Genomic DNA, 23,970 nt, shown 5'->3' with positions numbered 1-23,970 from the left:
AAACTTATCCGACACCGGCAAATACCGATACCCTCCTCTATAAAGCACGTCCTTATCAAACCCATCCCCAACCGTAAATCAAAAATTATAAATTACACAATGAGTCCGTCCCCTCATGTAATTTTCCCACCGGCTCCATTCTTCAATTTATAATCTAAAACCTAAAATCCTTATGAACTCTATCACCTTGCAACTTATTGACCCATTCTATCATACCTTTCCCCTGCACATTTCAATACCGATTCCAGATATTCCTGAGCCCAGCTTTTCGAGCCATCGGGACGAATCAGCCAAAATCCGCGCATATCGGCGGCAGAGCGGGACGGATATTGCTTACGGTCGAATTCGTCAGCCTTCAACTCATTACAATACAATTCCCAATGAAAAACATAAGGAATATCCAACGCCAGATACACCGCCATAAACGTATCCCACATCCGGACAACCTCTTCTTTCGTTCGGTTCGCCATATTCTCCGGATAACCGATCTCTCCGATAAACACCACCTTTTTTCCGTTCATTTCAGCCGTAGGGCGCATATTCTGCTTTAAAAAACAAATTCCTTCATACATCTTTACACCGTCTTCAGAAACGCCGTCATACGCCGACCAGGAAACCATATCGATTTCTACCCCGGGAAGTACATGCGTTGCCACCGAGGGCACTCCGTTTCGCCCATCCATCACACGATTGGCCTCGACTGCATGGTATACCTTACACTTCCCCCCCTTCACCTCTGCTCTGGCCCGGTCTACCCCCCGCTGGCGGGCATTTACCCACTTACACATATTTTCCACCCGCAACTTCCAATCTGCCGGAGCTCCGTTTATCTCCCAGTGGGCATCCGGTCCGGTTCCTCCTCTCAACAACCAGTCGCCTTCCCAATTCTGTATGATAAACGTAATCTCCCGGTCCCGATATGTCTGCAACAGATAAAGCGACAACCGATAGATATCCTCTTCCGTCTTAGCGAGAGAGACCGTCAGATCCTTCGTCGAATTCCCCGGAAATCCATCCGAAATACTCAACGCGAATACCGAAAACGGCATATCAAAACAACGGCGGTAATAAGGATGTTCCGCTAACTCCTTCAAAGTCGTTTGTCTGGTCACTTTCCAGTCCGAATGGTACATATATCCTTTCGGATTCCCTTCTCCGTTGGCAAACCACAACTTGATAATACCATACCCCAATTCATTCAGTTTCTTTGCTCCTTCTATAATAAAAGGTTCCTCCGTCAGGCAATATTTTCCCCCTACATGGGTAGCTCCCAGACGGAATTTGATATCCGCCGGAATCCGGCATCCGTTGGTCGGACGAAATTTCTCTATCGTATTTCTGATCTCCGGTTCCTGAGCCATACCCACTCCGACCCACAAAACAAATGCTACTAATAATCCGATTCGTCCCATTTTTTTATTTTTCAAAAGCATTCACCTTATACGCTTCATTATCCGGATTTTCGAGAATTTGCTCCCCCTTCACCAATTCTTTATGCAAATCAGCGTAATCCAAATCCTGTACATCTATTCCTTTCTCTATACACAAAGCCGCTGCCGAAGCCGCCGACTGTCCCAGAATCATAAATACCGGCTCCATACGGATAGAGCCATAAGCCGCATGAGTAGCCGACACACAGACCGGAACCAGCAAATTCGCACACTCTTGCTTTTTGGGTAACATCACCTTATAACTGATCTGGTAAGGCTGCTTCAACGGAAGATAAAAACCGCCTTCCGAACGTACATACCCTTCTTTATCCAGACAATACTGAGTGTGATGCGAATCTATCGCATATGACCCCAACCCCACCGGATCACTCACGGGCTCACGCAAACGAACCACATTTTCCGTCACCACATAGTCTCCTGTCATACGACGGCTCTCGCGGATATACAATTGCGGCGTCCAATGTCCGTTCTCCACAAACTCATCCTTCGGCAATCCCCAGGCCGCATAATACGCACGCACTTCTTGCGGTACCCTCGGATGATTCTGTAAAGTCCACACCAATCCCTTTTGATACGTTTCATGCTGTTTCCGTATCTTTTCCCGTTCCGCATAACCGGCTTCGGGATAATTATGATTACCGCCGTTATAATCGGTCGATACCCCGTAATGATTATTTGAATCCGTTTTCCGGTTGCCGACCAGATGCAGCTTAAAACACCTGTCTTTAGGCATTCCCTTTTCCAGAGCCCGGAACAACAACTCGTATTCCATTTCGTCATATCCTTCCGGTTTCTCGATAAAAATACGGTTTTCCACCGAATCCGTCAGGCACATCCGATAACAATATGCCTGCACCTTCGTATCCTCATCCCCTGCATTTCCTCCGGCATCTGCATTCACCCGGGGTAACAAACCGCTGGCCGGGTCTCCCGCAACGCGATAGGGATCGATACCACCCGGCAATTCATTCTCTCCTTCCGGACGGATACCGTTATTCTTTTCTCCGTACCTGGCATTTCCTTCTCTGCCGACAAAATAAGAAACTCCGGCCTTAGCCATCAGATCCCCTTCGTAAGTCGCATCAATAAAAACTTTTCCTTTATAGACATTTCCCGATTCCATCCGGATAGAAACAATCCGGCTGCCCTCTTTCACAACTCCGTTCTCCAAATCCAAACGTTCACGGTATTTTAAATCCACTTTGTTTTCCGCAATCAACTCCTGAAATACCGCTAAAGCCACCTTCGGCTCGAATTGCCACACAGCCTCCGGTTGTCCGTATTTGACACCTATCCGCCGATAAAAATCCGCGGCCAAGCCGCCGATCGTCGAAATTTTACCGTGATCCGTATCTCCCAGTCCACCTGCCGTCAATCCACCAATCCGGCTTTCCGGCTCCAGTAAGATCACTTTTTTCCCCATTTTCTGTCCCTGTATAGCTGCCATGATCCCGGCCGGCGTACCGCCGTAAACCACAATGTCATACTGCTCCGCTGCCCGTTCACAAGACCACCACAAACCGGAAAATACAACTCCCAACATAAATAGTAAACTCTTATACATACTCTTTATTTTAGCACTTACACACTTATTTTTTGATAAAAATAAAACAATAAAACACACTGCCGGAAATCCTTAACACACTTTACAGTCATTTAACAGGAAATCCGTCAACTCTTCCACCCGGCAGGTAGCCAAACCGATATACTTATCAGCACAACCGTAATACACATACAACATATCCTCCACGATCACATTTCCGGTTGGAAACACACACCCCTGGTAATTACCGCACAACTCATAGTTAAATTCCGGTTCCAGAATACAATCCGGCGTACGCGCCAACACCTTCAAAGGATTTTCTTTATCCAACAATACGGCGCCCACCCGGTAATATCCCCTACCCCCGTGTTCAACACCGTGATACAACATCAGCCATCCTTTATCCGTTTTTAACGGCGGAGTGGCTCCTCCGATCTTTTCCTCCCACGTATTTTCCCGGCCGGTAATCAACAAATGACTCTCCTTATCCTCCCAACTCAATAAATCATCTGAAAACTTCACCCATATCGAAGGGTATTTCACCCCGTACTCCGCACCGGTATATTCTTTCGGACGGTGAAGCATCACATAATATTTCCCCACTTTCTCGGGAAACAAAATCACATCCCGGTCGTCCAACATCGGAGAAGTCAACCGCCCCAACCGTCTGAATGTATGGAAATCACGGGTAATAGCCAATCCGCTACACCCCAGATTTTTCTTTAAAGCTAACGGAGCCTGTCCTCCGCACTCCGGCAGCAACACCTCATCATGGCCGAACGTCCAATACTGTCCCGGAGGAAAAGGACGATACGCATACGTAATATAATAATCCTCATCAAACTTAACAATCCGGGGATCCTCCACGCATCCCGAATCCGGTCCGTCACTACTGGGTACAAAAACCGGACGTTCGGACACCCGCTTAAAATCATAACCGTTCTTACTCACCGCCAGACCGAAACGAATAACATGCTCCACATCGTTCCCGGCCGCCCGGTATAGCATAAAAAAAGTATCGTTTTCATACCACACCCCCGGATTACATACAATCAAACTTTCCCATTCCACCTCCGGATTCGGCTTTAAAACAGGATTCCCACTAAATTTCATCAATTTCATAATACATACACATTTATTCTGTTTTCCGATTAATCAATAAAGCAATACCCAAATCAAAGCACACCCCGCTAACAATACCAGCGACCAGAAACGATAATTCCGGAACCACTTTACTTCCTTTAAATCTGTCGTTTCCTGTCTGAAATCCGCTATGTTGAAAGTTGTATTTTCCAACTTTTCCGGAGAAGGTTTTTTAAAAAACAAGCTGGCCACAACCATAATCACCATACTCGCTGTCAAAAGATAAGGTACAATCAACAAAAAGTGCATATTGCCGAATATCATTTCTTTAAAAAACAACATACATACCGCTATCCCCAATCCCCCCAACAAACCGATAAATACCCCACTGCCATTCACCCGCTTTCCGAATACACCCAAAAGAAAAGCTGCAACCACAGGAGGAGCGATATACGACAACATCTCCTGATAATACTTCAGCAAAGAACCGAATTTTCCGATATAAGGTGCCCACAACATCGCCAATACAATAATTACTAAAGAAGCCACTTTCCCGACTTTCACCAAAGATGCCGAATCGGCTTTCTTATTCAACTGGGCATAGAAATCCATCGTAAACAAAGTAGAAGTTGAATTCAATATAGCACTCAGTGTAGACGTCAAGGCGGCCAGCAAAGCGGCCAGCATAACGCCCAACAAACCTACCGGCATCAATTGCATCACCATATTGGGATATACCATATCCGGTTTCTCTAAACCGGGAAACAGATAACGGGATATAATTCCCGGAAAAACGATAATCACCAAAGTCAATAATGTCAGAAACCCCGTCAGAAGAATCCCTTTCCGTCCCTCATCCACACTCTTTGCACTCAATACCCGTTGCACCAAAGTCTGATTGTTCGCCCAAAAATAGATGCCCAACACCGGCATTCCCACAATCAAACCCAACCAGGGCGTAGAAGGATCATCCAACGGACGTATCAGCTTCACGGAAAAATCACCGTCAGCCAACAACCCGGATAAATATGCTCCACCTTCCCGAAAGCAAAACACCGTCAGAATCACCGATCCGACAATCAAAATCACCGCCTGTATCAGTTCGGCATTAATAGCCGACGACAAACCACCCGGAATCGTATAGGAAGCCGCAATAATACCGAAAATAATAATTACCGTCTGCAAATCGGCCTCCGGCAATATCAGCTTGATAATCAAAGCTGCCGCATACAAAGCTCCGGCAGCATCCAGAAATATATTACCGATAATACAAATCCCCGAAAAATAATAGCGGGAACGTTTGTCAAAACGTTTTTCCAGAAACTCCGGGATTGTGAAAATATTCGACTTCAGATATAAAGGAAGCAGAAAGAAAAGAAAAAATACCATGACGATGACACCCGTCAGATTGTAATTGAAAACAGCAATACCTGTGTGATAAGCATCTCCCGATTGTCCGATCAGGGTCGTACTCGAAATACTGGCCGCAAAAAGCGACAGTCCGACAATCCACCAGGGCATACTCCTGCCGGCCAGAAAATAAGAACGGGTATCCCGGCTCATGCCGTGACGGACACCCCACCAAATAATAAAAATTAAATAAACCGCTACAATCAGCAAATCCCAAAAACCGACAGAAACCGACATCATATTCTTCTCGCTTAAAATGAACAATACAAATGTAGACGATAAAATACGCAGAACAATATATTTTTTTGTTGATTAACTATACATTTTTGAAAAAAGACACAACCTTTATTATATTTGTTTCAAATTTTACAGCCATGGAAATCCAAAAAGAAATTACCCCACTGTCCGGTGAAGACCTGTTTATTGTCCTTAATCATCCCAATGCTGATTTTGTGTATCCGGTACACTATCATTCCGAATACGAAATAAATCTGGTAATAAATACCTGTGGAAAACGGATTGTAGGTGATTCCATCAACGAATTCGGAGGACTCGATCTCGTCATGACAGGTCCCAACCTCCCGCACGCCTGGCGAGGAGAAACCATTGAAGGTAATCATGTCATTACGATCCAATTCCACGACCAACTGCTTGATTTTCCGATACTAAACAAACGATTATTCGGTCCCATACGCGAATTACTGGAACGCTCCAAACAAGGCATAGAATTTTCGGAAAATGTCAAAAAAGATATGAAAGAAAAAATTTTGGAACTGACACAAATGCATGGCTTCGACACGGCCTTATCGTTCTTTTCAATTTTGTACGACCTGGCTGTATCCCGCAACCAGCATCTGCTCACCAGCAGTTCTTACGACATCTCAAACATCGTCAGGGAATCCAAAAGCCGGCGTATCTCCAAAGCCTGCGAATACATTCAACAACACATCGAAGACGAAGTCAACCTCGCCGCCGTCGCAGATCTGGTAGGCATGTCGGAATCCGCTTTCAGCCACTTTTTCAAAAAAAGAACCGGACGTACCTTTATCGACTATGTCAACGACCTGCGTATCGGTAAAGCCTGTCAAATGCTTTTCGACACCACACACAGCATTGCTGAAGTATGTTACTCCTGCGGATTCAACAACTTGTCGAACTTCATCCGTATCTTCCGCAAGAAAAAAGGAAGTACCCCCAGCGAATACCGGGAGTACGTACAAAAAATGCTGATCAAATTCTGATAATACCGTTTTCCGGTGTCATCGTTTATAAACAAACAACTGTCGATCTTTGATTGAAAGTCAATTTTTCGAATAGGAAAACCTGTCTTCGTCTAACCGGAAACCGATCGTTCCTGCCTCTGTACTTTTATGACCTTTCCATCATAAATCTAAAACCTAACATGATCTATTATACGATAAGTTTCACCAGTACATACCCACCTGTCAACAACCAACCGTACAGAATCAACGCCAGTATAAATGGCTTTGCTCCCGCTTTTTTAAACTTCTCGATACTTGTTTCGGCTCCCAATGCCGTCATAGCCATCGTCAATAAAAATGTATCCACATTGTTGATGAAATCAACCAAACTTACAGGCAATAAATCGAAAGAATTGAAGCCGATCACGGCCAGAAACCCCAGCGCAAACCAAGGGATGGTAATCTTTCCGGTAGCTTCGCCTCCGGTAGTTCCGGCCACCGGCTGTAATTTCCGTCTGGCTAACGAAATCAGATAACTAAGTACCAGCAAAACCGGCACCAGCATAATCACCCGGATCATTTTCACAATAATAGCCACATCCGAAATCTCTTTACCCATCGCATTTCCGGCTCCTACCACATGTGCCACCTCATGTAAAGTCGACCCTGTATACAGTCCCATCTGTTCGGACGATAAATCTACAATCCCGTTACGATACAATACCGGATACAAAAACATCGAGATCGTTCCGAAAATCACCACCGTCGATACAGCGACTGCTGTTTTAAACGGTTTACTCTTAATGGTAGCCTCGGCTCCCAATATAGCGGCGGCACCGCATATCCCGCTTCCGATAGAGGTCAGTAAAGCAACATCCTTATCCATTTTCAGCAATCGTCCCACAAACACTCCCCCTATAATAGTAACAGTCACCACAGTAGCATCGATCAAAATTGCCGAAAGTCCGACATCCACGATATTCTGAAAAGTAAGACGAAAACCGTATAATATAATACCCAAACGCAACAGTTGCTTGGAACTGAATAAAATACCGGGCACCCAGGTTTCCGGTAAACGGTTCCGCAAACTATTCGCATACAGCATCCCCAAAATAATACCGATAATCAAAGGGCTGAAAGACAGCTTTCTCATAATAACCGTATCTCCGATATAAAATGCCGCACACGAAAAAAGTGCGATGAGCAGAACCCCGTGAAGCATATTGCCTCTTTTTTCACTTAACTTCATTATTGTCGAATTTAATATTCCCTGACTTTGAAACGATATTCAGACAGATTTTGATAACTCCCCGCCTGAATCCGTCGCAAAAGAACAACATTTTCACGAGATAGACCGAATCGAAATAGTTATACCCTATAACTTCCGGTTATAACAAATCGTTCAGTATGCATAATACATCCGGATCGCTTTCAGCACCTCTTTTAAACCTAATACCAAATAAAATCGAAGCGTAAAGTTTATTAAATCAACGGATTTAAATAAACAAAAAAGCCGGTTTCCATCATTCGGAAACCGACTTTTCCCCTACTTTACTTTCCCGTATATCGCTTACTCAATGCTTTCAGATTCTCTTGCTTCTCCGGAACAGCAAACCGGGTATCCTTAAAAAATTCATCCCGCAATTGTTTCAGCCGCTTTTTCTCCGGAACAAGCGGATAATCGTGCCGGTAAAGTTCTTTCCCTTGCACATTCGCGACGACCACCGCCAACCGGCTTCCGCTGTCTTTCACCGTCAATCGGTCTCCGGCCTGCAAGCCAACCCTCACATTCCCGAACAGCGGCAAACGGAAATCAATATCCGCCGCCTCATTCAGCAACCGGTAAGTATATTCCGTCACATCGCCACTTCGTTTAAAACAACCTTCCAATACGCCTTTCCCTATCCGTTCCTTAAATTGCAAACCGGTTATTGCTGACGGTAATTTCGGCTCTATCACAATTTCCCCTTTTATCATATCGGGACGAATACCCAGAAAATATTGATACCACACCCGCAACTGCTCGGCATTGCTCCAGGCTTGCAGGAATGTACCCGACCGTTTCGCCCAATTTTTGCCTTCACGGGGATGCGCATCCGCATTTTCCGAAAGACTCCCTACCGCCCCTTCTGCCAAAGCCTGACGATTCATATTCTCAAACAATTTCCAGGCAATATCGGGTTGATCCATCTCTATCATCCGCTGCATAGCATGTCCGTTGTTCCACAACCAAACCGTACCGTTATGATAAGCATCGTCCTTATGATAGTATTCCCAATTTTCATGCTGCGGATGAAAATCCGGATCTTTCTGTGACAAAGAACCCGTCCCCCAGGGATATACCAACTCTTCCCATACTTTCCGGGTAACACCCATTTTTACATCTTCATCTCCGATCAACTCAAACACATAAAGTTGATTCGGCCGCACCTGTACATCCCGCGAACCGTCTGTATTCAGATGATCGGCAATAAAAGCCCGTCCTTTGTCTACATAATCGGCTTCAAAATTCTGTTTCAACCGTTGTGCCACACTGTCCCATTCCCCGGCTTTAACCCGGTCGTGCATATACCCGGCCATATATTTTCCGGCCATCAACTGCTGATACCACAACGATTGTATATCGTTCGCCCGGTTTCCCCGCGGCGATCCGGGAATACCGTTCCGCTTCACATCCATCCACGTATCGGCATCCGCATGCAATAAATACCCCTTTTCATCCGTATAATTACGGATAGCAGCATCTATACTCAAAGCTACAGCCGGATAAATCTGCCGGATAAAAGCCGTATCCCCCGAATATTTAATATAATCTTCAATCTGCATAACAAAACGGGGCGTACCGTCCGTCGTATTATACAATATGCCTTCCGTATTGGCCCGGTTCGGAATCCTGCCCCACGTTTGCGAAACCGAATCTTTATTCTGAAAACGGGAAAAATCCGCTAAAATTTCTTTCGCTGTTTCAAACTGTCCGTTCACCAGTACGGCGCCCGGCATCGAAATAAACATATCCCGTCCCCAATATTCGTTAAACCAGGGCAAACCGGCATAAATACCCTTCCCCTGCTGATCCGTCACCAACTCGTCCGTTGTCAGCAGCAACCAAGCCAATGCCTCATCCAGTGTATCCAGATTACTCCGCACCGGATTCCGTTGCAAAATACCTTCCATACGCTCTTTCCGGGCTGCCAGTTTCAGTTCCCCGGCCGACCGGAAATCCCGGATCAGCGAGTCACATCCGGCAGCCGTTCCGTAAGCAATCAGAAAACCTCCGGCAGCGGCCGGAGTCCAAAGTACACTATCGGTATACTCTATTCTTTCCGGACGGAAAGGCACAACCTTCACTTCTTTCCCCGGCGCTTCCCGGGGAACATAAGTAAGTCCGTCTGTCTCCTGCTTCATTGATGCTAACAAACCGGTATTCAATTGAATCCCGATATACCTGCCCTTTATATCTGTCAGCCGGATATACAAAACAGCTTCATTATCGGACATCAGTAATTCCTCTGTAGCCTGTGCGAATACCCGCTCCAATTTATACGGATACATCTTTGCCTGTGCATTACGGCGATCCAGAAAAACCGTATCCACAAATAGTTTGTAATCCGAAAAAATACGCTTTTGGCGTACATTCCATCCGGCGAACCATTCCCCGAAATCATTTTCCTGTGTACGTCCGTAATAATACCCCGACTTTTTATCCGTAAACGAATATTCACGGTTTTCGGAAGGAGTCACCGCCACTGCAATTTTGTCGGTATTCAAAGGCTCTATACGGCATTCTTCCTGCTGTTTCGTACAGGCTGTTGCCAAAATCACCAATCCGAGTAATAAATATCTCATAACATTCCTTATTTATAATACATTACGCAAATGTAAACCGAATCCTGCCATCTCCGAAACAAAACCAAACCTATATAACGAAAAATTCCTGCAAACCGTTGCAGAAAATCACGTCCTCTTTCCATAGCAACCATTCATATTCATCCGGATGTCACCCATGATACTAATAAGCAGATTCCCCCGCACCTTTCTCTACTCTTACTCAATCGGAATAGCAATCAGTAATTTTTTTCTCTTTTTTTACCTATATATTAAAAATATATTTAACTTTGCAAAACAAAGTACTTTTAATATGAACAATCAAGAAGCCCTCGATACCTTAAATGACATCCGGAAGATGATGGAAAAATCTTCCCGTTTTGTGTCGCTGAACGGTGCATCAGCCATCGTCATCGGTCTGTATTCCTGTCTCGCAGCCATTATCGCTTACTACATATTGGGCGGAATATCTCCCCTGTCGGAAACTTCTTCCATACCCATATTACAAATAAATACCCCGGGCCGGCTACGGATTCTATTGATTTTTGCCGCCATTCTGATCGGAATTTGCCTCCTTACCGTCATACTCATGTGCCGTCATAAGGCACTGAAAAACAACAGTCCTTTCGGACTCGACCGGACAGCCAAAAGATTACTATGGAACTTTTTTCTGCCATTGACTGCCGGCGGTATCTTTTGTCTGGCCATGTTATACCAGCAACACTACGGACTAACTTCATCCATCATGCTGATATTTTATGGTATAGCACTGATCAATGCCTCAAACTACACTTATTCCAACACCCGTTATTTAGGTTATACAGAACTGGCCCTGGGATTGGCCGACAGCTTTATAGAAGGATATGCACTATTATTCTGGACAGTAGGTTTCGGAATATTCCACATCATCTACGGCATCTGGTTCCATTTCAAATTTGAAAAACAAGCTGCCTCCGTGGCCTGAACACACAGCACATGAAATTAAACTTAGAAGATATAAACAAAGCCTTTGAAAGTAAAGCCCGCCTCGGAATCATGTCCGTTTTAATGGTCAACGAGACAATTGACTTTGTGTCGCTTAAAAACCTACTCGAACTGACCGACGGCAATCTGGCCAGCCATACCCGGAGTCTGGAAGAATTGGGTTACATCCGGAGTCTTAAACAATTTATAGGACGTAAACCCAATACGACATTCTCCGTAACCCCGGAAGGCCGTGAAGCTTTTAAAAAACATCTGACAGCTCTCGAAAACTTTTTAAAAAACCAAATAGATCAATAAAATACATATATTTTTTACTTTTAAACTTTGAATTTCAAAGTACTTTTAACAACACAATAAATAAGATTATGGAAACACAAATCCCAATTTCAAACCGAGACAAATCAACACATCCGAATTTCATGCAACGTAATGCTCTATCGATAAAGATCATTTTGATCGGAGCCTTAATACTGCTTTTGCTCATTCCGCTGGCGATGATCCGGGGACTGATCACCGAACGTCAATACACCGCCTATGAAGCCGGCAATGAGGTACAGGAAAAGTGGAGCAGTGCACAGCAGGTCGTCGGTCCGTTTATCAGTATTCCCTACTATGAAAAACGGGAAGACATTACTTATGAAAACGGTGAAAGTAAAAGAAAAATTGTAACCGTAGCAAATAATCTCCACATCTTGCCGGAAAGCCTGGAAATTACAGGCAATATCGAAACCGAAAAGCTAAACAGAGGATTATACGAAATTGTCGTCTATAAAACCCCCTTGGAATTGAAAGGCAAATTCATTCTTCCCAAAGACTTCAGCAACGATATTGCTGCCGGCAATCTGTTTACCGGACATGCCAGCCTCAATATCGGTTTATCCGACCTCCGGGGTATCAGCAGACAACCTGAAGTAAAATGGGGAAACGAAACACTTCCGCTCAATCCCGGCCTTCCAGCCAATTCGATCCTACCCTCCGGAATATCCGTTCCATTACCGCTAAACCGCTATCTACAGCCCGGAGATACGGTTGATTTCAGTATCAAGATTCATCTCAAAGGCTCACAATCTTTAAAATTCGCTCCCTTCGGAAAAATCACAAACATAAAAATCAACTCCAACTGTAATACGCCCAGTTTCTGCGGAGCTTTCCTCCCGGAAAACAGAGAAGTCACAGACACCGGTTTTACGGCCGACTGGCAGATATTACATCTCAACCGCAACTACCCGCAAACCTTCAGTGGTAATCGTACTCTCACTTCCGAGGAATTAGCCGTCTTCGGCACCGAATTATTACTGCCGGTACAGCAATACCAACAATCCATGCGTTCGGTAAAATATGCCTCACTTATCATCATCCTCACGTTTGTTGTCAGTTTCTTCGTCGAGGTAATGCAAAAAAAACACATCCATCCCTTTCAATACCTGTTAATCGGATCGGCTCTTTGCCTGTTCTACACCTTACTGATCGCTATCTCCGAGCACCTGGGATTTACCCCGGCCTATCTGATCTCTGCACTGATGACTATTATTCTGATCACACTGTATCTCATCGGAATACTAAAAATCCGAAAAACGGCCTTCACTATCGGAGGCCTGCTGGCACTGCTATACACTTATATCTTTGTACTCATCCGGATGGAAACCTACGCCTTACTCTCAGGCAGCCTCGGACTCTTTGTTATTCTGGCCGTTATTATGTACTACTCTCAAAAAATCAACTGGAATACATCTTCTCCCAATTAAAAAGAACAAGGGGCAGAAAGAAAATAAAATTTTTCTTTCTGCCCCTTCATTTTCTATTGCGGGCATGACGGTCTCCGTCTGAACACAGCCTGTTTTCTCTCTACGAAACAGTCAAAAACGACTCGATATTGGTAATTACCTTTTGCGAAAGCCGCTCCATACACTGTGCCGAATGCCCGGCCACTTTAGGCGTATAAAGTACATTATCGAATTCAGCCAATGCATCGGCGTATGCCCCGATTCCGACACCGTCACACAGGTAAAAATTACGTACATCACTCCGTAACCACTTCAACAGATCAGGCAAAAAAGCCGTAGGCCCTACCGACGTATTAACCAATATCTTTTCCTTACCCAAATTCATAAACTCAGCATCTCCCAGGATAAACGTATTCCGCGGCAGGCAGGTACATACGATATCCGAACGTCGTAAAAGTTCAGCCAACGGATAATAAGTATATCCTTCCTTCTCGGCTTCCCGCTTTCGATTCCGTCCGAAATAAGACACCTCAGCCCCCAGAAAACGGAGTGCATCGCCGATCATCTTTCCAGTACGCCCCAACCCGATAATTCCAACTTTCTGCCCCGTCAGTTCCAATGCTTCCCTTTTCCATTGATGCTCACCGAAACCATGCAATAAACGAACCAGCCCGCTTATCACATATTCCACCACACCTTCGTCTCCGTAATCCCGTATTCCCGACACCACAATTCCCCTCTCCCGTGCCGCAGCAATATCCACATTAGCACTTTCCTCACTGTATAGCGAACAACACATCCCGATATATTTTATCCCGAAACAAGCTTCAATTATCTGCCGCCCGATCCTCGTATTATACGAAACCAATACACCATCCGCATCCCCGATCCGGGATATCGCCTCCTCCTCATCCGCCGGTATATCATCATAACATATCACGTTTTTTGCTAAAGCGGACAAACGTTCCAAAGCCCACGGCCTCAATCCGGTGTCGTCGATTACTACTATTTTTTTAAACATACCCGAACTCTCTTTTAACTTTATATGATTTTCTGAATTTTCCCTATCGCTTCCGAAAACAAATATACGGTTAAATCCTATGCATAACACACCACAACCGATTTAAATATCAACACATATCCATATACTTTTCCAAAAATTAAAATAATAATTACCTTTGTTTCAATACACAGGTTCGTATCCCTCACGGAAGATGTAAATCAGAGACAACACAACCCCATTTACCCGATCACGCCCAAAGCAGACCATACAATTATCCACATAAAACACCTCAATATGAAAACAATTTATCTGATTTTAAGTATATGCTGTACCTTACTTGCAAACGGAGCAAATAAACAGGATGCAAACGGCTGGTACTTCATTACCGACAGCCGGACAAACGCATTCGATCCTTCCCCGATCGTCACGGTCGCCGATTTCGAAATGCTACGGATCGACTCCCTGCTCAACACGGAAAATACCATGACTTACGTACTCACCGGAAAAGTAAAAGCCGACAAAATCAAAACCTGGGCTGACGCCACCGAAAAAGCAACAGGCAAACAAATAGGCTTTCTCTACAATGGTAAAATCATCACCGCTCCACAGGTAAACATGAAAATCGAAAACGGCAATTTTTTAATATCTTCTCCCGAACTGATCGAAGACAGAGAAAAAATACTCGCCATCTTCGAACAACTGAAAAAAGAAATGAAATAAGATTCCCCGGCCAATCACAAAGAAATAAATCTCATACCCAAATGACGCTGTTGATAAATAAATTACAAACAGCACACATAAGCATATGATCAACCCAAAGTTCTGCCTGATGCAGGCTGCGGAAACCGATAAATAAAACATGACAAAAAGTAAAATCACAGGGACGGGGCAATTGTGCTATTAAACCGACCGCCTTTGCTGAAAAAGAAAAAGCCTTGTATTTACAATTAAAAACTTCTGAAATCATTTGAATTTCAGAAGTTTTCCTATCTTATTTTATGTTCCGGCCGGGATGTCTACCCCGATTACATTTCACATGTTCAATAAATTACAAAAATCATCGGTTCCTAGCTTTCAAAAACCACCCGGCCAAATATTTGCGAACAGGTTCGTCATACAATTTCAGGCAAATATAAGCTAAAAGCATACTCCCTATAACTACCGCCAAAGCTCCGTATAATGATTCCCCGAATGTAAGTTCTTCATTTTTAACCCATGCATAGTACAGATAGATAAAAGGATAATGCACCATATACAAAGGATAGGATATATCTCCCAGAAATTTACATACCCGTTTCGTATATCTATCGGTAATCTTGCCGGAAGCTCCCAAATAGACGATAAGGGGGAATAACAGTGCAAAACAAATCGTATCGTATAAGCCGTTCATCCATAAATGTCCGGCTCCCCCCAGGCGCGGAACAGCCAACAGAACAATGACAGCCAAACTGCATATCCAAAATGCCCCTTTTATATGGGTCGGTTTAAACATACGGAATAAAAGCAAACCGGCAGAAAAAGAGTATAGCAAACGAAAAAATCCTCCCGTAAACTCGATTCCTGTCAGCGAAAATCCGGCACAAATATCCCCATAAGGACCGAATATGCTAAAAACAGCCAATGCAGATCCGGCAACAACCACCAACAAAGCAAGCATTGCTGTAGAAAATTTACGGATAAACAAGGCATACAGAATATTTCCGATATACTCGAAAAACAAAGACCAGCTCGGGCCGTTCAAAGGATACATTTCCCCCAAACCCCGGATTTCAGTACCGGGCGTAGCCGGTATTAAAAGGGCATTGATAAATGTCGCCACAAACAAGGCACCCACTGTAACTTTTGCAACATCCCATACCGGACATCCCTGAAAATAAAACACAATCGCTCCGATAACAGCCCCCATGACAACCATAGGATGAAGACGTATGATTCTGCGTTTGATGAAATCCTTGGCAGTCATTGTTTTCCACCGGTCGTCATAAGCATAACCGATAACGAAACCGGACAAGATAAAAAAGAAATCTACTGCCAGATAACCGTGATTGATTTTCTGATCTAAATGACTTGTTGCATAAGCTTCGAATATATGAAACCATACGACCATAATAGCAGCCACACCACGTAATCCGTCGAGAATAGCGTAATGTGGTTTTGTATCTGCAAAAGCTGCGGAAGAAAATTGTGTTTTTAACATGAATAGACAGTAATAATTTCAGCTCCTGTTTAAAAAATAAAAGTTATTATAAAAAAGTGCCTTTTCCTGCTGTTAAAATGATTCGTTTTAATTACCAAATATAAAATAATTATGTATACCACCGATTTAGAATAGACACAACTGTAAAACTATCAATAAAATCCTGAACGTGCAAACGCCAAAGAAAAATATAATTTAACGAAAATTTAAACTTATAGACAAGACAGGAATAAAACACATTTTATATCCGCTATTTATCCCGGCTGAATTTTAAAAGAAATACCGCCAATTATTAAATTAATAACCCGGAATTTAAAAACACAATTTTCTTCGTCATTTCTGTTATGAGAGACACATACCGACAATCTGAAAACCACCTGTATATGGGTAGGACAATCCGTAATTTATCTACTCCTATTACAATCAAAACGCCGTAATTCTGAAATATCCGATAGAAAATCAATCAGTTACTCAAATGAAAACGAAAAGAACAATAATGGCAACAACAGCAATGGCACTGTTGTTTCATGCAACAAATCCGTTAAATGCACAGGATATGAAAAAAGAAAAAATTCCTCAGAACTTAAGTGCATTTCCGGTCGGAAATGCCAACGTACAGTATGCTAAATTATATATCGGCCAATGATGCAGCCTATGCCGAAGCTGCGTCCCAAAGCGGAGAACTCTCGGCCGACACAACCCCTGACTGCCCTACTATAAAGCAGTAAAATTAAACAACGACATTAAAATACCGGTACCAGATTCAATGTAAGATCAGGTAACCTCTGAAATTAGTCATCTACGATACAGTCAGTAAAAACGGAAGAGGCTGCCCCTCTTCCGTCTTTCAATTTTGCGAATATCGGTATTCACTGGGTGATATTCCCGTTATTTTCTTAAATATCAAACTGAAATACTGCACGCTGGGAAACCCTAACTGGCACGATACGGCAGCAGGTGTGGTGCCTGCTTTCAACAGTAGCCTTTTGGCAATATCCAACCGTTTAAACTGAAAATATTCCGTCAGTGTCTTACCGGTTTCAAACTTCAACACGTCATTAAAATAGGCAACCGACAGATTCAAATCTCCGGCAAAGTACTCAGATGCCGGCTGTTCTCCTCTCTGTAATCTACCGGAAACCATATAGTCATTGAGCAATTTTTCCAGTTTTTCCAAAATAGCTTTGTTTTTGGTTTCCCGGGTAATAAACTGACGCTCGTAGAAGCGGGCGCAATAATCCAGTAACAATTCGATATGACGCGACAAAATGGTACTGCTATGCGTATCGATAGCATGGTGAAGTTCTTCTTCTATATTTTCAAGACAGCATACAACTTTGGACGTTTCACGCTGTGACAAATGCAATGCTTCTTCTTTATCGTAAGCAAAAAAAGTATAACTTTTAATATGATTTTTCAATGAAGTACGAAACAACAGGTCGGGATGAAATGCCAAAAGCCATCCTTTATCGGGTAATGCGCCGGTCTCACTCATACGAAAAATCTCTCCGGGCGCGAGAAACACCATTGTAGCGTTGGAATAATCATAATACTTGCGCCCACAACAATTACAACCACCCGGGCAATCTTCTATCAACAGGACGGCGTAAAACTCAAATTTCACAGCATCTTGTCCTAAATCGGGTTTCTCCAGATTGATAATACTTACCTGTGGATGTAAAGTCTTATTTCCCAGACATTGATTACACTCGCATACCGTTTTTATGTCTAACGTATTCCCTTTCATTCTAAAAACAATCATTCGGTCTGTACACGATATTCGTTAGGAGTACATCCTACGCGCTTCTTAAACAAACGGGAAAAGTGTTGCGGATATTGAAAACCCAACGAATAGGCTATCTGACTGACAGTTTCTTCCGTACCGAGGATGCGTTCTTTGGCAAAATCAATTACCTTTTCCTGAATGTGCTCTTGCGCTGTCTTCCCGGTGATTTTCTTTACCATATCACCGAAATAGTTAGGAGAAAGACAGATTTTACCGGCAAAATACTTTACGGTAGGCAAACCATCAGATTCCGGAACATTACTACTGAAATATTCGTCAAGCAATTCCTCGAATTTTGTCAAAACATCATGACTCTCATTTTCACGAGTAATAAACTGACGCTCATAAAAACGCATACAATAATTAAGCAATAATTCAACATTCGTTGCAATCAACGACTTACTGTGTTTATCAATCGCATGAGTCAATTCCAATTGAATATTTTTTAAGCAATCTATAACAATACTTTTTTCCTGTTCGGACAAATGTAACGCCTCATTAACGGCATAAGAAAAAAAGCCGTACTGCTTGATATTCTTTCCGAGCGTTGTACCACGTATCAGATCGGGATGAAACACCAAACCGAGCACCGGCTGTGAAGCTCCTTCCGAATTAGTGATGGAAACAGACTGATCGGGAGCAAAACAGACGATGGTTCCGTCCTGATAATCATACTTCCTGCGTCCGTAACGGATATCACAACTCTTATACAATTTCAGAAAAACGGCATATAAACCGTAATTCAACTGAACATTATTAAGCGATTTGGTAGCTTTCCGAAGGTCTGCAACAGATACCAAAGGGTGTAACGTTTCAAAACCATACAAAGAATTGTACTGGTCGACACTGGTTAAATTAATAATTTCATCCATAAACGTAAATATCTAATTAAAGCAGAGATATGTACAAATACAGTGCATTCACAGCTTTTTCAACCCATATCCTATAATTTTCCAATAACAAAATTAAAGTATTATTTTCATTTTTCCACAACCCCAATTACAGATATACTTACCCCATTTACAGATTTTACATCTCTTCCGGTTTCTTTCTTCATAAAGTCTCCCAAATCTTACTCCTTCTGCCATCTTCTCAACTACCTGTCCCGGCGCAAAACTTGTCACTGTTCCTTCCTGATAATCGTAAATCTGTTTTCCATAGCATAAATCCCCGCATTTGGTTTGCTTCAGGTAAAGCATACACACCAAAATTCAATACGACGCGAGCCGGAAAACGCGTTGCCTTCGGCAAATCGACAACTGCAACCAACGGATGCAATACTTCAAGCCCGTACACTTATTATACTGAGCTATTAAATCAAGTTTGATGATTTACCCCTTAGACAATGCAGGAGTTATGCAGTCATATGCCTTTTTCCCGTCCACGTCATCTGGGACAAAAAAGGCGAAAAGTACGTGGACGGATAGTGGACGGATAAGTGACCTTTTTAAGCTTAAATTGTCAATATAAAAAGACTGCGACGGCTTGACAAAAGACACAAAAAACCTGTAATGTCTTAATATTACAGGTTTTACAATAAGTATTGACCGATTTTGACACGGTTTTTGTGATCCAGCTGGGGTTTTAACCTAACACATAATCATTTGTTTATAAAATAGTTACACATTAAACTTCCAATATAGCCATGAAAAAGCCACAATTTTTTATCGGACTTTGACCGACTTTTTACAAATCCACCAAACTATATTCCAGCACATAGAGAAAATTAAATATAATTTTACTACATACAAACTTAATATATAATGGAAAAATATAATTTATTTTAGAGATCATAATCAAATCTATTTCATATTAAACACAATTGGCTATTTTTGTAGAAGAGATGAATTTCAAATTCAATAAAAGAAATTATGGAAAGAGATGTTTTGTTTATTAGCCATGCAACACCTGAAGATAATGAATTTGCCATTTGGCTCGCTTCAAGATTAGAAATGTTAGGATATAAAACATGGATTGACAAAAATGGCTTATTAGGCGGAGAACATTTTTGGCTAACTATTCAAAATGTAATAAGAGATAATACAATCAAAGTACTTTGGGTTTATTCTAAAAATATCTGTGATAAAGACGGCAATTTAAAAGACGGTATTTATAAGGAAATTAGCTATGCTGAAAGTGTTGCAAAAGACAAAACAATAAAAGATTTTATAATACCTTTACATATAGATTCAGAAGCTCCTTATAATGCTTTTATTGGGGCAAACAGGTTAAATCATATCCCCTTTGATTACAGTTGGGCCGAAGGTTTAAAACAATTATTAAAAAAATTAGAAAGGGATGATGTTCCCAAAACAGATTCAGAACAAATATCAAGTTTTTCAGAATGGTATGAAAATAACTATATTTCAAAATGTAAAATAATTTCCAATAAACATGAATTATTTTATACTTCTTGGTGGCAAGTCGATGAAATTCCTAATGAATTTTATATATACAAATTTTCTAATGCAGCTCAAGCAGATGCTATAAGAAAAATAAATCCAGATACTCCAATAAGTCTATTATCAAATATACTATCTACCTTCAATAAAAATCTTTGTTTTGAAATAGAAAGAGAAAATGAAAAGTTTCAAGTCTTGCCTGAAAATATCTATTCTTATTCGCTCTCTAACATTTTAGACGGCTTTGAATCTGAAAATTTTCCTTCTCATAATGACGTACAAAATCACTTTAAAAGATTATTGTTTATAATTATTACAGCGATATTGCGGAAACGTGGACTATGGAAATATGAAATGTCGAATAAACAGCCTGCATACTTTCTTCCTATATATGAAAAAATAAAGCCAATAAAATTCGTTTATCCTTATTCAAACAAAGAAAAAAGAAAAGCTGTAATTGGTACTATGACAGGAGTTGGCTATTGGCATTATGCCTTATCTTTTCGCCCTATTTTATCTCCTTTTCTCGGTTTCTCTTTAAAATCCCATCTAATATTTACAACAGATGGCTTTAACACTATTAATGATGATAAAAAAGCCCATGCATACAGAAGAAAAAAAGGGAAACGCTTTTTTAACGAAGAGTGGAGAGATTTATTGTTAGCTATGCTTCAAAATTTAAAAGATCCAGAGCATGAAATAAAGATTAAAGTTTCTGATACATTCTTTAAAATGAAAGAATGGCCTGAAACGTTTTGAAGTGAAATTGGATACAATGATCCCAAATCAAGAATGGATAGTGACCGAATTGAAAATTACTCAGATGAACTTATAGAAATCAATAATGATTGAACCTATCTTAAAATATATAACAGAGCCTTTATTAACTTTTGGTAATAAACAAAAAGCTATTGATCCCAGGGACGGTTTAATGTTATTTGGTCCATTTGATCATAATAAAATAAAGGGGCAAAGAAACTTAGGAATTATAGGTCCTAAAAATCTGCGTGATAAAGCAATAAAGTATTTACGAAAGTTACACTCACCAATTATTAATTCTGACAGAGTTATTGCTCGCCCTAATTTCCCTGGTTTAGAAACTATTTTTGATATATATGTAAATTTTGAAAATATTCCTCAACTTGATGTGAAAGAAGAAAGTATTGAGGAATATCTAAGATATACTGATTCATATCAAAGAGTTCATAAATTGGTCAATTTATATGTAGATAAATTAAAATTATATGCTGATAAAGAAGAAATGCCTGTAGATTTATGGCTCGTAATTATACCAGAATCTATTTACAAATATGGCAGACCCACGTCGAAAATTCCCAAAGATGAAAATAATATTAATATTGGATTAAAACCTAAAGAAAGAAATTCGCAGCAATTAAGCTTATTTTTTCAAAAAGATGAGGATGAATTAAAAGAAGCGTATCAATTTGAAGTAAATTTTCATAACCAATTAAAAGCTAAAATTCTCTCATCAAAAATCGTAACACAGATAATCAGAGAAAGTAAAATTGCCTATGAAGATTTTTTCACTCCTCAACAGATTGAAAACGAGAAAAAATTTGATACGGCCAAAGCATGGAATATTGCAACTGCACTATATTACAAATTAGGTGGTCTACCATGGAAGTTAGGTGACGTAAGAAAAGGAGTATGCTATTTAGGGTTAGTTTATAAAAAGACGGAATTAAATTCCTCTAATAAAAATGCTTGTTGTGCCGCTCAAATGTTTCTTGACTCCGGCGATGGAATGATTTTTCGAGGAAATGTAGGACCTTGGTGGAATCCGAAAAAAAGAGAATTTCATTTATCAAAACAAGACGCCTTTGAAATTATTTCCCAATCTCTGGATTCTTATTTTGATAGATTCGATTGTTATCCAAATGAAATTTTCATTCATGCTAAAACTTATTTTGATGATAGTGAATGGGAAGGTTTTGAAGAGGCAGCCAATAACAAATGCAAAATTATTGGTGTAAGAATTCGTGAAAATAATACGTTCAAACTATACAGACAATATCAATATTGTGTGCCTCGAGGAACTATGCTTCAATATGACGAAACCAAAGCATTTCTCTGGACAAAAGGTTTTGTTCCGCGTTTTCAAACACAATTGGGATTAGAAACACCTAACCCTATTGAAATTGATATAGTGAGAGGCCAGTCCGATATTGATACTGTATGCAAAGATATTTTAAGCTTAACCAAGCTAAATTATAATGCATGTATTTACGGAGATGGTGTACCAGTTACCTTAAAATTTGCAGATTCAATTGGTGAAATCTTAACAGCTGGGAAAAATATAAAAACAGGCATTCTGCCTTTCAAACATTATATATAATATAATATATGGATCGAATTTAAGAAAGGCAGGTGCGTAATCCAATAAATCAACATCAAATGATATCGAACCTACTGATGTAGTAAAAAATCGCGTTATAAAATCATGTAAAGGAAATATCTTATTTTGATACCTTTCAAGTAAAAGTTACAAGTTATATATAATATTATTCCATAATGCCTATAAAGAATATCCAATCTTCCATAATGAACATATTTGAATTTCAAGAATCAGATAAATCAGCACTTTATACTATATCGAAAAAGTTAGCAGATGAACATATAGAATATTTGCAAACAAATCTTGAATCTTCTGCTAAGAAATGTGGTATTTACGTATTCTTAATGGATCACTTTGATAATGAACTTAATAAAATGACTATTATCAATACTCAAAGTAGTAGTGATGATTATACTATAGACAAGTGGAGGTCAATATTAAAAATACACAAAGGTATCTATGATTTGATAGGTTATTTAACTCTTCTTCAGATGGACGCTATGACGACTTGTATTAGTTTATTCCACACAACAACCGATACAGAAAGAATAATGCTTTGTAAACATTCTTATACAATAATATATGAAGCACTTGAACACAACTTGTTTAAAAAAGTAGCACAAGACATGCATCAATATCCAGAAAAATTAGTAGCAAAAGAAAAGATAAAGAAACTATGGAAAAGTATTAAAGAAGATATAAAGAAAATCACTGAGAAGAATGAAGCAAAACAAGTTCGTAATAGTATTGATGCACATAAGTCTGCTTCTTTTATGGAACAGATTAATACATATAAACAATGTAAATGGACTCAAAGCATAATTAATCTATATCTTTTAATAAAGATTATTGAAAATATTCAGAATAGCGTGGAGAAAATTAATACAAATATGAAGAAACTATATGACCAGTATAGAATAATGATGGAAGAACATATAAAGCAATTAGATAATATCCATAAAATACTACAACAACCAGACAAAACGTTCATTGCTTCAAAATAA

The 23,970-nt window shown here is 40.8% G+C and carries 19 protein-coding genes and 1 pseudogene; 9 read left to right on the top strand and 11 right to left on the bottom strand.

Going from position 1 to position 23,970, the window contains the following annotated elements; all coding sequences use genetic code 11:
* Positions 1–194 precede the first annotated feature (194 nt).
* The 4 genes from DD657_RS05840 to DD657_RS05825 all read right to left on the bottom strand — a co-directional run bounded on the left by DD657_RS05840 (position 195) and on the right by DD657_RS05825 (position 5,727).
* Positions 195–1,412 (bottom strand): hypothetical protein, encoded by a 1,218-nt coding sequence (locus DD657_RS05840; RefSeq protein ID WP_287048983.1) that lies wholly within the window; start codon positions 1,410–1,412, stop codon positions 195–197.
* Positions 1,413–1,416: 4 nt separating this feature from the next.
* The gene (locus DD657_RS05835) at positions 1,417–3,015 is read right to left on the bottom strand and encodes an FAD-dependent oxidoreductase (protein WP_287048982.1); all 1,599 of its coding nucleotides are present in this window, start codon (positions 3,013–3,015) and stop codon (positions 1,417–1,419) included.
* 72 nt (positions 3,016–3,087) lie between these two features.
* Positions 3,088–4,116, bottom strand: coding sequence for a glycoside hydrolase family 130 protein (locus DD657_RS05830; protein ID WP_021987335.1), 1,029 nt, complete (start codon positions 4,114–4,116; stop codon positions 3,088–3,090).
* A 33-nt stretch (positions 4,117–4,149) separates the two neighbouring features.
* Positions 4,150–5,727, bottom strand: coding sequence for a sodium:solute symporter family transporter (locus tag DD657_RS05825; RefSeq protein WP_287048980.1), 1,578 nt, complete (start codon positions 5,725–5,727; stop codon positions 4,150–4,152).
* Between the two features lie 134 nt (positions 5,728–5,861).
* Here DD657_RS05825 and DD657_RS05820 point away from each other — a divergent pair, with 134 nt between their 5' ends.
* Positions 5,862–6,728: an AraC family transcriptional regulator gene (locus DD657_RS05820; RefSeq protein WP_021987337.1), complete on the top strand. Its 867-nt coding sequence runs from the start codon at positions 5,862–5,864 to the stop codon at positions 6,726–6,728.
* Between the two features lie 169 nt (positions 6,729–6,897).
* Here DD657_RS05820 and DD657_RS05815 read toward each other — a convergent pair whose 3' ends face one another.
* A complete protein-coding gene (locus DD657_RS05815) occupies positions 6,898–7,938 on the bottom strand; it encodes a YeiH family protein (RefSeq protein ID WP_484054680.1) in 1,041 nt (346 codons plus the stop codon).
* 302 nt (positions 7,939–8,240) lie between these two features.
* Complete coding sequence (locus DD657_RS05810; protein ID WP_287048978.1) at positions 8,241–10,535, bottom strand: amylo-alpha-1,6-glucosidase; 2,295 nt, start codon at positions 10,533–10,535, stop codon at positions 8,241–8,243.
* A 292-nt stretch (positions 10,536–10,827) separates the two neighbouring features.
* Here DD657_RS05810 and DD657_RS05805 point away from each other — a divergent pair, with 292 nt between their 5' ends.
* From DD657_RS05805 to creD, 3 genes are all read left to right on the top strand, one after another.
* Positions 10,828–11,478 carry a hypothetical protein gene (locus DD657_RS05805; protein WP_287048976.1) on the top strand — a complete coding sequence of 217 codons (651 nt, stop codon included), beginning with the start codon at positions 10,828–10,830 and terminating at the stop codon, positions 11,476–11,478.
* Between the two features lie 11 nt (positions 11,479–11,489).
* Complete coding sequence (locus DD657_RS05800) at positions 11,490–11,795, top strand: winged helix-turn-helix domain-containing protein (protein ID WP_021987341.1); 306 nt, start codon at positions 11,490–11,492, stop codon at positions 11,793–11,795.
* A 122-nt stretch (positions 11,796–11,917) separates the two neighbouring features.
* Complete coding sequence (gene creD, locus DD657_RS05795; RefSeq protein WP_235837402.1) at positions 11,918–13,243, top strand: cell envelope integrity protein CreD; 1,326 nt, start codon at positions 11,918–11,920, stop codon at positions 13,241–13,243.
* Between the two features lie 100 nt (positions 13,244–13,343).
* On the opposite strand, the gene DD657_RS05790 is transcribed toward creD, so the two are convergent.
* Positions 13,344–14,243, bottom strand: a complete 900-nt coding sequence (locus DD657_RS05790) for an NAD(P)-dependent oxidoreductase (protein ID WP_287048973.1) — start codon at positions 14,241–14,243, stop codon at positions 13,344–13,346.
* A 276-nt stretch (positions 14,244–14,519) separates the two neighbouring features.
* On the opposite strand from DD657_RS05790, the gene DD657_RS05785 reads away from it, so the two are divergent.
* The gene (locus tag DD657_RS05785; RefSeq protein WP_287048971.1) at positions 14,520–14,945 is read left to right on the top strand and encodes a SecDF P1 head subdomain-containing protein; all 426 of its coding nucleotides are present in this window, start codon (positions 14,520–14,522) and stop codon (positions 14,943–14,945) included.
* A gap of 337 nt (positions 14,946–15,282) precedes the next feature.
* On the opposite strand, the gene DD657_RS05780 is transcribed toward DD657_RS05785, so the two are convergent.
* The gene (locus DD657_RS05780; protein WP_287048969.1) at positions 15,283–16,422 is read right to left on the bottom strand and encodes an acyltransferase family protein; all 1,140 of its coding nucleotides are present in this window, start codon (positions 16,420–16,422) and stop codon (positions 15,283–15,285) included.
* Between the two features lie 475 nt (positions 16,423–16,897).
* On the opposite strand from DD657_RS05780, the gene DD657_RS05775 reads away from it, so the two are divergent.
* Positions 16,898–17,068: a hypothetical protein gene (locus tag DD657_RS05775; RefSeq protein ID WP_287048967.1), complete on the top strand. Its 171-nt coding sequence runs from the start codon at positions 16,898–16,900 to the stop codon at positions 17,066–17,068.
* Between the two features lie 201 nt (positions 17,069–17,269).
* On the opposite strand, the gene DD657_RS05770 is transcribed toward DD657_RS05775, so the two are convergent.
* The 3 genes and pseudogenes from DD657_RS05770 to DD657_RS05760 all read right to left on the bottom strand — a co-directional run.
* Positions 17,270–18,169 (bottom strand): helix-turn-helix domain-containing protein, encoded by a 900-nt coding sequence (locus tag DD657_RS05770; RefSeq protein ID WP_118773786.1) that lies wholly within the window; start codon positions 18,167–18,169, stop codon positions 17,270–17,272.
* Between the two features lie 11 nt (positions 18,170–18,180).
* Positions 18,181–19,080, bottom strand: coding sequence for a helix-turn-helix domain-containing protein (locus DD657_RS05765; protein ID WP_287048966.1), 900 nt, complete (start codon positions 19,078–19,080; stop codon positions 18,181–18,183).
* A gap of 198 nt (positions 19,081–19,278) precedes the next feature.
* Positions 19,279–19,539 (bottom strand): annotated as a pseudogene (locus tag DD657_RS05760) (AraC family transcriptional regulator); the annotation flags it as partial.
* Positions 19,540–20,079: 540 nt separating this feature from the next.
* On the opposite strand from DD657_RS05760, the gene DD657_RS05755 reads away from it, so the two are divergent.
* The 3 genes from DD657_RS05755 to DD657_RS05745 all read left to right on the top strand — a co-directional run bounded on the left by DD657_RS05755 (position 20,080) and on the right by DD657_RS05745 (position 23,970).
* Entirely contained in the window at positions 20,080–21,369 is a 1,290-nt protein-coding gene (locus tag DD657_RS05755) for a toll/interleukin-1 receptor domain-containing protein (RefSeq protein WP_287048964.1), read from the top strand.
* 85 nt (positions 21,370–21,454) lie between these two features.
* On the top strand, positions 21,455–22,966 hold the full coding sequence (locus DD657_RS05750) for an argonaute/piwi family protein (protein ID WP_287048963.1): 1,512 nt from the start codon (positions 21,455–21,457) through the stop codon (positions 22,964–22,966).
* 206 nt (positions 22,967–23,172) lie between these two features.
* Positions 23,173–23,970: a hypothetical protein gene (locus tag DD657_RS05745; RefSeq protein WP_287048962.1), complete on the top strand. Its 798-nt coding sequence runs from the start codon at positions 23,173–23,175 to the stop codon at positions 23,968–23,970.

The sequence above is a fragment of the Culturomica sp. genome, assembly GCF_003524185.1.
GTDB lineage: Bacteria > Bacteroidota > Bacteroidia > Bacteroidales > Marinifilaceae > Culturomica > Culturomica massiliensis.
This window is presented reverse-complemented; position numbering and strand designations above follow the sequence as displayed.